The 12,475-nt window shown below is 27.8% G+C and carries 12 protein-coding genes; all 12 read left to right on the top strand.

Annotation, left to right across the window (positions count from 1 at the left end):
- Positions 1 to 110 precede the first annotated feature (110 nt).
- The gene (locus EI91_RS02685; protein WP_036452825.1) at positions 111 to 3,101 is read left to right on the top strand and encodes a hypothetical protein; all 2,991 of its coding nucleotides are present in this window, start codon (positions 111 to 113) and stop codon (positions 3,099 to 3,101) included.
- Positions 3,102 to 3,196: 95 nt separating this feature from the next.
- On the top strand, positions 3,197 to 5,041 hold the full coding sequence (gene mnmG / locus EI91_RS02680; RefSeq protein ID WP_036452823.1) for a tRNA uridine-5-carboxymethylaminomethyl(34) synthesis enzyme MnmG: 1,845 nt from the start codon (positions 3,197 to 3,199) through the stop codon (positions 5,039 to 5,041).
- Positions 5,041 to 5,475 carry a 23S rRNA (pseudouridine(1915)-N(3))-methyltransferase RlmH gene (locus tag EI91_RS02675; protein ID WP_036452822.1) on the top strand — a complete coding sequence of 145 codons (435 nt, stop codon included), beginning with the start codon at positions 5,041 to 5,043 and terminating at the stop codon, positions 5,473 to 5,475. Before mnmG ends, EI91_RS02675 begins: the two co-directional genes overlap by 1 nt.
- A 119-nt stretch (positions 5,476 to 5,594) precedes the next feature.
- Complete coding sequence (locus EI91_RS02670) at positions 5,595 to 6,077, top strand: transcription antitermination protein NusB (RefSeq protein ID WP_036452821.1); 483 nt, start codon at positions 5,595 to 5,597, stop codon at positions 6,075 to 6,077.
- Between the two features lie 12 nt (positions 6,078 to 6,089).
- On the top strand, positions 6,090 to 6,551 hold the full coding sequence (locus EI91_RS02665; RefSeq protein ID WP_036452819.1) for a hypothetical protein: 462 nt from the start codon (positions 6,090 to 6,092) through the stop codon (positions 6,549 to 6,551).
- Positions 6,551 to 7,705 carry an aminotransferase class V-fold PLP-dependent enzyme gene (locus EI91_RS02660; protein ID WP_036452816.1) on the top strand — a complete coding sequence of 385 codons (1,155 nt, stop codon included), beginning with the start codon at positions 6,551 to 6,553 and terminating at the stop codon, positions 7,703 to 7,705. Before EI91_RS02665 ends, EI91_RS02660 begins: the two co-directional genes overlap by 1 nt.
- Positions 7,695 to 8,123 carry a Fe-S cluster assembly sulfur transfer protein SufU gene (gene sufU, locus EI91_RS02655; RefSeq protein WP_036452815.1) on the top strand — a complete coding sequence of 143 codons (429 nt, stop codon included), beginning with the start codon at positions 7,695 to 7,697 and terminating at the stop codon, positions 8,121 to 8,123. Before EI91_RS02660 ends, sufU begins: the two co-directional genes overlap by 11 nt.
- Positions 8,107 to 9,357 (top strand): Y-family DNA polymerase, encoded by a 1,251-nt coding sequence (locus tag EI91_RS02650; protein WP_051789178.1) that lies wholly within the window; start codon positions 8,107 to 8,109, stop codon positions 9,355 to 9,357. Before sufU ends, EI91_RS02650 begins: the two co-directional genes overlap by 17 nt.
- 8 nt (positions 9,358 to 9,365) lie before the next feature.
- Positions 9,366 to 10,451, top strand: a complete 1,086-nt coding sequence (locus EI91_RS02645; RefSeq protein WP_036452814.1) for a nicotinate-nucleotide adenylyltransferase — start codon at positions 9,366 to 9,368, stop codon at positions 10,449 to 10,451.
- A complete protein-coding gene (locus EI91_RS02640) occupies positions 10,451 to 11,164 on the top strand; it encodes a pseudouridine synthase (RefSeq protein WP_036452811.1) in 714 nt (237 codons plus the stop codon). Before EI91_RS02645 ends, EI91_RS02640 begins: the two co-directional genes overlap by 1 nt.
- A 255-nt stretch (positions 11,165 to 11,419) precedes the next feature.
- Complete coding sequence (gene rpsD, locus EI91_RS02635; protein ID WP_036452810.1) at positions 11,420 to 12,019, top strand: 30S ribosomal protein S4; 600 nt, start codon at positions 11,420 to 11,422, stop codon at positions 12,017 to 12,019.
- A 22-nt stretch (positions 12,020 to 12,041) separates the two neighbouring features.
- A complete protein-coding gene (gene rpmE, locus EI91_RS02630; RefSeq protein ID WP_036452808.1) occupies positions 12,042 to 12,251 on the top strand; it encodes a 50S ribosomal protein L31 in 210 nt (69 codons plus the stop codon).
- Positions 12,252 to 12,475 lie beyond the last annotated feature (224 nt).

The raw sequence follows: 12,475 nt of genomic DNA, 5'->3' as shown, positions 1-12,475 counted from the left end.
AATCTAATTATTATAAACATTTTTGTTCAAAAAATGGCTAAAAATAGGTAATTTTCTAAATAAAAGCAAAAAAATGAGACATATCAATCATATAAATATATAATAAAACTATGAATAATAAAAAACGCAAAAATCCAACTAAAAAAATTATTTATACAGCAACAGCCGCAACTGCTATTGCTACAACAGTATGAGTTAGTTTACTCCATGAAACTAAAATTAAAAATGAAAAACTATTTAGATTAACTGAAGAAGTTAAACAAATGGTTAGTGATAATCAACATAAAATTATTCATTTTGCTGGATATCAAAAGCTACTTAACGCTAATAAAAAAGGTATTGATTTAATTTTTTCTAAAAAGCAAGATATTGTTAATGCACAGTATGATTTATTAAGCAATTATAAAACTAGTGCTCAAGAATACTTAGATGCTTATGATAAACTAGAAAAACTAATCAATGATGCCTCAGCAATAGATATGTCATTAGTTCCTACTTCTATGGAAAATAATTTAAATAATATTTTAAAAATTGCAAAAAGAGAAATTGGCAAATCTAATCAAACAACACCAATTTTAGAAAAAGTTTATAAAAATCTTTTAGATAGCTTTAATAATGTTGTGAAATTTAAAGAAGAAAGAAATGATATTGTAGATAAATATAAAGCTTATCAAATTCCTGATGTAAGCAAGGCAAACCAAAAATATCAAGGTAGTCTTAAAAAAGATAAAAATCAAATGGACTTTTATGTTAATTACAAAGAAGCAACAATTTCTACATTAAAAAATACTTTTTCAAATATTAAAAGTGATGTACAAAAGGCATTGGAAAATATTCAACTTTTAGAAACAGCTAAAAATGAAAACGATAAAGTTCTTGGAAAAATTCAAGAAACTAAATATTTAACTGACTCAGAAAAAACAGAATTACAATCTAAAGAACAAAGATTGTATGATGAAGCTTATAAACCAGATTCTGAAAACAGTTATATTTATGAGCAAATTTTACAAATGAATTTATCTAATGTATTAGTCCCAGCTAACGATATATTAAAACGTAAAGAGTTAGAAGAAGAAGTTTATCAAGATTGAATTTTACCTGAAGAACGTAAACAAGTAGAACAATTAAAAGAAAATTTACTTTTAGCAATTGCTACTGCTAAAGAAAACATTCAAAATGATAATTTAAACAATGTAAAAGAAGCTACTCGAAAACTTGATGAATATTTAAGCAATTTACATCATACATATGACTTATACGAAGATAGAAAATACAGTGAAATTTCAACTACTTTAGCTGACAATTATGATTTACCCGAAGAAGTTAAAACTTTAAATGATGAAATTAAAGTTTTAATGCAAGATAAAGAAGCAAATAGAAAAGAAATTAATCAAAAAACAAAAGAACTAAAAGAAAAACTCAATGATTTTGTTAAAGACTTTAACGAAAGTCGTGCAGTTACGAGCGAAAAGTTCTATGAAGGATATAGTAAATTAGATTTATACAAAAATATTCGTCTTAATACAATGCACTCAAATTCTTCATCTCAATTGCCTCAAAATGAATTAATGGGTTGAACAGATAAAAATAATTCAAAACTTAATGAAGAGATTAAAAAATTAAGTTTAGAATTGTTTGAAACTAAAGAACAAATTAAAGTTCTGGAAGCTCAAACAAAGCAAGATTTTAAAGAAAATGAAGAAGAAGCTTTTAAAATCGATATTACAAATATAAGAGAACCAAAAATACCTGGTGTTTCACTGCAACAACTTAAAGATAAATACATGAGTGTAATTTACAACGTCTCTCGTGTGTATCGTGAATCACTGCTCAAATCATTAAAGGATACCGCAGACTTTATTGATGCTTCTTATACAATTTTACCTAAAGGTGATTTTATGAGAATGTTGATGAAAGCTTTTGGATACCTAACAGCTTCAAAAGAAGATGGTACAACATTTGGTCGAAGCGGAAAAACTTGAGAAATTTTACAACTACCTGATTCTGAATTTGATGAAGCAAAGCTTCCTGATTTTGAAGAAATTCATAAACCTACAAACTATACTGGTGTAACTGATTTAGATCCAATTTATCACACACCCGAAGAATTATATTGAAACACAATGCCATATATTCTTGCTGCTAAAAACTTAGATGATTTTGGTTACTTTATTTATGGTAAAGAACTAGAAGATTTTGATGAAGAAACAAATATTTATGATAGTTTCCCTAATAAAAAAGAAATTATTGAATACTTTAAACAAATTTCAGATGAATGAAATGAAGAGATGGATGAGCCTCGAAGAGATGAATTTGAAGATGAAGAAAGTTATCAAAAAGAATTAGCTAAATGAAATAAATATGAATTAGAACATTCAGAATGAGAAGGAAGATTTGTTAAATTCTTGAATTCTCCTTACTCTAAAGATGCAACTTTAGATACATTCAAAAAAGCAGTAAATATTGACGCTATGCTTTCTTCAAAAAATACAGTTCCATGATTTGGAGAAAATGATAATTTAGGTTCAATGAATGGACCTTCAGCCTTTAATTCGGCTTTCACTTTCTATTTATTTTCTTTAAATACAAAATATCCATATTCAATGCAACAATTATCTAGTGCTAAAAACTTATTTCAAATAAGTAGAGATGATTTTACAAAAGCAACTGTTAAATTTAATGAAATTATGAACGAAAAAGTTACTGAAATTCAAGCAAAACTTAATCAAATATCAAGCTCATCTTTAGACTTTGATTTTTCAACTAAAAACGATTCAGAAGTTGCTAGTCAGTTACAAAAATTATTAACTGTCCCAGAATATCAAGCAGTAGATAAAGCATTAATGGACAAGTACAAATACTTCCAAGAAGAATTAATTAAACCTGGAAGTGAACTTATGAATAAACTTTTTGATGAATTAAAAGCTAAATATGAATCATCTTTAGAAAGCACTAAGTTATCAGAAGATAATAAAAACAAATTTAGAGATATTCTTACACAAAATACAGAAACCTTTGGTAAAAAAGATTTTAATGCAAAATTTGTTGCAGTTGCAAATCTTTTAAATGAATATCAAGAATTATTTAATTTAACAAAATAAAAAGCATTTTAAATGCTTTTTTTATTACTTTTTTTATCTTTTTTTCTAAGTTAAAGATTTAAATAATTTTTAAATTTGTTTAAAATATTAATACTATGAATAACAAGGATTTTAACAACCAAACATTTGAAGCTTTAGTAGTTGGTGCGGGACATGCCGGAGTAGAAGCTACTTTTGCTATTGCAAACAAAGGACATAAAGTTGCTTTACTAACTTTTGATTTAAATAAAATTGCAATGATGCCATGTAATCCATCAATTGGAGGACCAGCAAAGGGTATCATCACTCGTGAAATTGATGCTCTTGGAGGAGTTCAGGGTTATTTTAGTGATTTAGCAATGATTCAAATCAAAATGCTTAACGAATCTAAAGGACCAGCAGTAAGAGCACTAAGGGCTCAAATTGACAAAGAAAAATATTCAAAACTTATTCACGACGCAATGATTACTCATCCAAACATAACCTTAATAGAAGCAGTTGTAACTGATATTTTAACTTATGAAAATAATTCATTTAAAGCGGTAAAACTTGAAAGTGGAGAAATTATTGAAGCAAAAGTTTTAGTCATTACCACAGGAACATATATGAATTCGAGAATTCTGCGTGGAGATGAAATTAAAATCAGTGGTCCAGATAATCAAAAAACAACACCAAAAATTAGTCAATCACTAAAAGAACTTGGTTTTGAATTACAACGCTTAAAAACAGGAACACCTGCAAGAGTTTTTGCTAATTCAATAGATTTTTCACAAGTAGAAAAAGAAAACCTTGAAGATTGTGCTTTAACCTTTTCTGATCGTTCAGGTGTAAAATTAAACGAACAAATTTCATGCTACTTAACTTATACTAATGAAGCAACCCATAAAATTATTGAAGAAAATATTCATCGCTCTGCAATGTATTCAGGATTAATAGAAGGAATTGGTCCAAGATATTGTCCAAGTGTAGAAGATAAAGTTATGCGTTTTAGAGAAAAAAATCGTCATCAAGTCTTTTTTGAACCTGAAACAGTTGAAGGAGACATTATTTACGTTAACGGAATGTCAACTTCAATGCCAATTGACGTACAAGATAAAATGTTAAGAACTATTCCTGGTTTACAAAATTGCGTTGTTCAAAAATGAGGTTATGCTATTGAATATGACGCACTCAACCCACTACAAATTTCACCTAGCTTAGAATCTAAAGTTGTTAAAAATATTTTTACAGCCGGTCAAATTAATGGAACAAGCGGTTATGAAGAAGCAGCTGCTCAAGGGCTTATTGCAGGAATTAATGCAGGTCAAAAGCTAGAAAACAAAGAACCATTAATTTTAGGTAGATCAGATGCTTATATTGGAGTTTTAATCGACGACTTAGTAACTAAAGGAACAAAAGAACCTTATAGAATGCTAACTTCTAGAGCTGAATACCGTTTATTACTTAGAAATGATAATCCTGATTTAAGATTAAGCAAATACGGCTATGAAGTAGGTTTACTAACCAAAGATCAATACAATAAAGTTATTACAAAATACCAAATGATTGAAGATAAAATTAAAGAATTATCAGAACAATATTTATCTTCAAAAAGCGATTTAGCTATTAAATACGGAATTGAAAATGGAGTATCACTTTTAAAAGTTGTTGCTCGTCCAGAAGTTAAAGCAGCAGATGTCCTTGGTGATTTCCCATACAAAAATGAACTAGTTATCATGGTTCGTCTTGATGGTTACATCAAAAAACAAGAAACTCAAGCTAACAAAATGAATCGACTTGATAACTTTAAAATACCAAGTGATTTAGATTTTAATGTTGTTCAAAACTTAGCAACAGAAGCAAAACAAAAATTGATAGCTGTTAATCCAAAAACAATTGGACAAGCTTCACGTATTAGTGGAATTAATCCAGCTGATATTCAAATGTTAATGTTTTACATTGAAACCAAACATCGTAAATAATGAAATTAAATATTATTGCTGTTGGTTCTCTCTCAAAAGAATATCAAGCACTTTATAATGATTATTTAAAGAAAATTAGCTTTTTTGCTAAAGTAAATTTGGTTGAAATTAAAGAACAAAAAATACAAAACATTGAGCAAAAAATCCAAAAGGAAACAGAGTTAATATTAGAAAAAATACCTAAAAATTCCACTGTCTATTATTTATCTTTACAAGGCAAACAAGTGGACTCTGTTACTTTTAAAGATTATTTTGTTAACGAAGACAATGTAACATTTGTAATTGGTGGTTCAAATGGTGTTATTGAAAAGATGTTTACTAATAAAATCAATTTTTCAAAGATGACATTTCCGCACCAATTATTTCGAATTATGCTTGTCGAACAAATTTATCGTGGTTTTACAATTAAACATAACATTACGTATCATAAGTAAGCAAAAGCTTACTTTTTTGTTTAATAATAACGCTATTTAAATACTATTTTTTAAATTAATATATAATTTAAATTATTAAAAAAATAACAAGAAAATAAACGTTCTTAAAGGTGGTTATAATGCATAATAAAACAAGAAGAGAAAAGCGTGTAGAAATAATTCAAGTAATCTATAAATACGAATTACTAAACCAAAAAATTGTTTTACAAGAAGTATTTGATGAATTTCATTATTTAGATAAAGAACAATTAATTGCAATTGATAAAATTGCTAAAAATTATGATTTTTTAAAAAAAACAATCAGTAAATTTATTAATAAAAACTGAGAATGAAACCGTATTAGTCCAATAATACGTGCCATTTTACTTAATGGTGGGAGCGAACTTTTTACATTACAACCAAAAATTGTTATTAACGAAGCAATCGAAATTACTAAAATGTACTTTTTAAAACCAGAAAACTCAGCAAACAAAGAATCAAAAGCATACGATGATTGACAGTACAAATTTGTTAATGGAGTACTCGAAAACTACTACAAAATGCTTTTAAAACTTGAAATTTTTTCAGCAAAATCAGAATACAGTCCAACAGAAGAAGAATAATGTGAGAATAGTATGGAACTTGAAAATAAAACATCTTGAAAATTAATTATCAATATTTTATTTTGACAAAAAAAAATAAACGGAATATTAAAAGTTTTTAGTGACATTAACCTTTTATCTTTAACTAATGTAACATCTATGAAATTTACTAAAATTAAAAAAAATGGTAAATGAGCTACTTTAGAAGATTTTATTGAAGATTTTATTAAGAATCTTCCTTATGAAGAAAATTTGAGTCATTTACATAAGGTAATGCTACAAAATTTTTTTCATTATGCACTTTATCAATTAGCATATAAAAGTTATTTAAAAAAAATTAAATTAACTTTTATCGAAACAAGTTCATATAACAAAGAAAATGCAATTGAACTTAATCACAATAAAAGAGATTTTTATTACGATTTTCTTGATGAATTTAAAAAAATTCCAAATTATAATTCAACATTAATTCAATTATTAAAAATATTACTATAATGCAAAACAAAGAAATTCGAAATCAATTTCCGCTTGCTAACCAAATTACTTATTTTGATAATGCTGCCCTTGTTTTAAAACCACAAAGTGCAATTGATGCTGTTACAGATTTTTATACTAATAAAAGCATTTCATCTCGCACGGCTGATACTCCTTTAGGAAACGAAGTTAATAATACATTACATAGAGTTAGAGAAAAAGTCGCAACTTTATTAGATTGTCAGTCATCTGAAATTATTTTTACATCCGGAACAACTGAATCACTTAATAATTTTGCTTGAATGGTAGAACCATTACTTAATGAAGGTGATGAAATTTTACTTTCAGTAAACAATCATAGTTCTAACATTGTTCCTTGGATTGAAGTAGCAAAAAAAACTGGTGCAAAAGTTGTATACAGTGAAGATATCGAGAGTCATTTATCAGCCAAAACTAAAATCTTAGCTATTAGTCAAGAAAGCAATAACTTTCAAAATCAATTTGAATTTGATGCTTTAATCGCAAAAGCTCGTAGCTTTAATGCGATTATTGTTGCTGATGCAGCACAAGCTATTATTCATCAAAAAGTTTCACTACAAAAAGTTGATGTAGCTGTTTTTAGTTGCAATAAGTTTTATGGGCCTACTGGTCTTGGAGTGCTAGCAATACGCAAAAACTTATTAGCTAAGCTCTCACCAGCTAAATTTGGTGGTGGAAGTATTACTGAAATTAAAAAAGATTCAACTTGAGGCTTACGTCAAACAATTACCGCTTTTGAACCAGGGACACCTAATTTAGCAGCTTTTTTTATGTTTGATAAAGCTTTAGATTTTTTTAACTCAGTTGGTTATCAAAAAACACAAAATATTTTAGAAGATTTATCTCAGTATTTACACAGTAAATTAGCTAAGCTATCAAATGTAAAAGTTTATTCTAATCCTGGTGATTATATTGCAATTTTAAACGTTAAAGGTATTCATCCACAAGATGTAGCCACATATTTAGGAAGTAAAAACATTTATACACGTGCAGGAATTTTCTGTGCACTTTATATGCGAAATGTACTAACTGAAGACTCCTTTTTACGTATTTCTTTAGCGATTTATAATACTTATGAAGATATTGATAAATTAGTGTATGAACTTGAACACGGAGGTGATTTTTATGCATTTTAATCCAGATTTAGCACGTAAAACTATTATGCAGCACTACATGAAGCCGCAGCACAAAGCACAGCTAGAAGAAGGAAAATTTTCTACTACTTTTAGTACAACTTGCTCAGATAAACTAGAGCTAGAAATTAATTTGGATGAAAATAATAAAATTACAGTAGCGCAGTTTAATGGTAATGGATGTGCTATTTTCTTAGCTTCAACAGATTTATTTTTAGACTTAATTATTGGTAAAACGATTGCTGAAGCTATAGAGTTAGCTACGTTATTTAATAAATTTGTCAATCAAGAAGAATTGAGTGAAACACAAATTGAAAAATTAGGTTCACTTTGAGTCTTTTATAATGTTAAAACTCATTTAAACCGTGTTACATGTGCAACTTTGACAAGTAATCAAATCTTAAATGACTTTAATAAATAAACAAACAGCTATTATTTTTCACATTGACTTTGATTCTTATTTTGTCAGTGCACTCAGAACAATATATCCACATTTAAAAAATCAACCAGTAGCTTGTTCTAAAAACGTAAAACACGCAATAGCTGTTTCAGTAAGCTATGAACTAAAAAAACTTGGAATTAGTGCTGGAACTAAAATTTACGAAATTAAAGCAAAAGTCCCTAATGCTAGAATTGTACCAGCTAATTACAAATTATTTAATGCTCTTTCTAATAATATTTTTAGTTATCTAGCTCACAAATACACCAACTTAATGAAAGTGTGTTCAATAGATGAATGTTACTTAGATGTTTCTAATCTTTGTGCTAGTAAAGAAGAAGCGATTATACTAGCTGGTAAAATGCAGCAAGATATTTTGAAAACATTTGATATTCCTATTACAATTGGAATATCAAATACTTTTTTTGCAGCTAAAATGACAACTAACTTGGTTAAACCTTTTGGTATTGGATATACTGATGAAACTAATTTTCAGGATCGTTTTTGAGAATTACCTATCGAATATTTTCACGGAATCGGAAAACAAATTTCACCAAAATTAAGACAAATTGGAATTAATTCGATTAAAGATTTTGCTTCTAAAAATATAAATGACTTAAACTTGCAAAAAATTTTCGGTAGAACACTTATTGATTATTTTAATTGTTTGAATATTAATCGAAATGATCATATATATAAAGAAAAAAGAGTTATAAAAGGGATCGGAAAATCAGAATCATTTACTAATTTTCCTGTAAGTGAGGAAAAAGCAATATATACCATTAATCAATTTGCTAAGGAATTAACAATTAGAATGCAAACTAAAAACTTAGTTTGCAAAAACATTGCAGTTGGAATTAGAACTTTAAATAAAAATTGAGAGTATAAACAAAAGAAATTGCCAAAATATACCGATAATTTAGAGCAAATACAAAAAATTGTTAAAAAAATGTTTATTGACACTTACTTAAACAGTTCTTTTAGAGGTATTGCTGTCCGTCTAAGTGAACTAGAAAATAAATTAAATGTTTTTGAACCAATTAGTCTTTTAGAAAAACAAAAAAAGCAGTTAACTCAGGTAGATCGAATAATCGAAAATATTAATGATAAACTAAAAGCTAAAAAGGTTTATACTTTAAAAGAATTTCAAGAAAAACAAAAAGAAAAACAAGAAAATAGCGAATTTTTAGATAATGTTGTTTTTAAAAGATGATAGGAGAAAATATGAAAATCGGAATCTATGGTGGTAGTTTTGACCCAGTACATAAAGGACACATTAGCTTAGCTAAATACGTTATTAATGATTTAAAGCTAGATAAACTTTTATTTGTACCTACAAATGTATCACCTTTTAAACAAAAAAATAAAGGTGCAAAAAACGAAGATAAAATTCAGATGCTATCATTAGTACTTGAAGACAAAATGGAAATTTGTGAATTTGAAACAAAACGTGGTGGTGTAAGCTATACAATTGATACTGTCAAATATTTAAAACACAAATATCCAAATGATGAGCTATTTTTAATTATTGGTTCAGATAATTTACCAAAATTAAATAAATGAAAAGATATTGATGAAATTGCTGTTCTGACACAAATAGTAGTTGCTCGTCGTGACAAAAATATTAATAAAATTAACTTGAAAAAGTATCATGGGAAACTTTTAAATAATCGTTTATATGATCATAGCTCTAGTGATTTTAAAAAAGGATATTTAGACGAAGTAGATCCAAAAGTTTTGAATTACATCCAAAATAAAGGATTATATATTGAACAAATTGTACACAACTTGTTACCTGCACTTCGAGCAAAGCACTGCGTTGCAACAGCATCTTTTGCTGCCGAACTAGCTAAAGCACATAAAATCAGTGCTAAAAAAGCCTATTTAGCAGGAATAATGCATGACATTGCTAAAACTTGAAGTGAAGAAAAATCTCGTGAATTTATAGCAGAATTTGAACCAGAAAAACAAAATATTCCAGCACATAAATTACATCAATTATGCGGAATGCTATGAGCTAAACATTTTTATGGCGTTACTGACTTAGAAATTTTAAAAGCAATTGAATTCCACACAACAATGAGTGACAATATGTCTAATTTAGATAAAATCATTTTTATTGCTGACAAAATTTGTGAAGGTCGTAGATTTCCAGGAATTCAAAAAGTTAGACAGCTTGTCTTTAATGATTTACAAGCAGGTTTTAAAGAAGTTGTACGAATTAATTATGAATATAACATTAATAAAGGTGTAAAATTCGATAAAGAAGCACTAGATTTATATAAGAAATATTTAGGAGAAGAAATTTAATGGAACAAGAAAGACTACAAAAACTCATTTCGAAAGCTGGTGTTGCTTCTCGTCGTGATGCTGAAAAATTAATTTTAGACAAGAAAGTAACAGTTAATGGCAAAATAGCAGTTCTAGGACAAAGAGCAACATTTAACGATCAAATACTCGTTAATGGTAAACCAATTCAAGAAGAACAAAAAGTGTATTTTGTCCTTAATAAACCTCCTAAAACAGTATGTACATTAAAAGATAATTTTAATCGTAAAATCGTGACTGATTTAATCGATACACCGTACAAAATTTTTCCAGTAGGACGTTTAGACTATGATACAACTGGTGTATTAATTCTAACTAATGATGGAGATTTAGCTAATAAGTTAATGCACCCAAAATATAAAGTTGTTCGTGTTTATCGTGCTAGATTAAATGAACCGCTTTCAAAAATAGAATTAGCAAAATTAAACAAACCAATTTTTATTAATAATACTCAAAGTGTTCAAGATGTAATTCCGATTGAAGGAGCTCCAAAAAGTTACTTTGTAGTTTTAACAGTTGGTACATATCACCATGTTAAATTACTATTTGAAGCAGTTGGTAAAACTGTTATTAACTTAAAAAGAGTTGAATTTGGTGGTGTAACAGTTAAAGGAATTCCGGTTGGTGAATACCGTCAACTTAACATGAAAGAGCTTAAAACTCTTAGACAACTTGTTAAAGATACACAAAACTAAATTTTTAAATAAGTTTTTTAAATAGAAAAAATATTTTTTATTGCTAATATTAAGCTTTAAAAAAATTGTTATTAAGCTCGGTTTTCGAGCTTTTTATTGTAAAATAATAAAGCATAAAAACAGCAGTTTATTACATTTAGCTACAAATTTAACTTGTTTAAGCAATTTGCAAGTAGGTTAGCTGCTTAACTGAAAACATTAAGTTAAATTTACCTAATTGGAAATAAACCCTCCTTATGCAGAAAGAGGAAAAATATGTCAAGATATACAGGACCAGTGTTTAAAAAATCACGTCGTTATGGATTTTCAATTTTAGAAACTGGAAAAGAATTTTCTAAAGGAAGAAAAAGACAATACGCTCCAGGACAACATGGAAACAAAAGAGTAAAACTTTCAGATTACGGACTTCACTTATACGAAAAACAAAAAGTTAAATACATGTTTGGTGTTAGTGAAAAACAATTACGTAAAACATTTGAAAAAGCAGTTAAAATCAAAGGTGTTACAGGTACAAACTTACTTCAATTACTTGAAACACGTTTAGATAACGTAGTTTACAGAGCAGGATTCGCTACAACAAGAAGACAAGCTCGTCAATTAGTAAACCACGGACACTTTACACTTAACGGTAAAAAAGCAAACATCCCTTCAATGACAGTTTCATTAGGAGATGTTGTTGAACTTAAAGAAGCATCAAGAAACAACGTTCAAATTAAAGACGCATTAGAAAACAAATCAGCATCAGCTTGAATGACAAGAAAAGACTTCAAAGTAACATTAGACAGATTACCAGAAAGAAACGAAATGCATACAGAAATTAAAGATGCATTAGTAGTTGAGTTCTACTCAAAATAATAGGTAAAAGGAGAAATTATTTATGAAAAAAGATATTCACCCACAATATTTTGAAGTTAATGTTAAATGTTCAACATGTGGTACAGATTTTAGCTTTAAATCTGCACGTAAAAACTTTTCAGTTGATGTTTGTTCAGGATGCCACCCAGTTTACACAGGAAACCGTTCACAAGTTAAAGCAACAGGAAGAATTGATAAATTCAACAAACGTCTTGAAAAAATGGCTAAATAATAATTGTCAAATTAATAATTAAAAAACAACCTAGTAAGAATTTCTTACTAGGTTTTTTATATTTTATTTTTCTAAGTAAATCCATTACATAGCTTAACTTTTAATTTAATTAAAACAACAAACTAAATATTTTTAAATTGTTTATTTAACAACTCTATTAATTAAAGAGGTACCAAGGGCAAGAGGTACCTCAGAAAAAAATAGGGACGGTTGCGATTTAATCT

This window comes from Mycoplasma buteonis, from assembly GCF_000733865.1.
GTDB classification, from domain to species: Bacteria; Bacillota_I; Bacilli_A; order Mycoplasmatales; family Metamycoplasmataceae; genus Mycoplasmopsis; species Mycoplasmopsis buteonis.
This window is presented reverse-complemented; position numbering and strand designations above follow the sequence as displayed.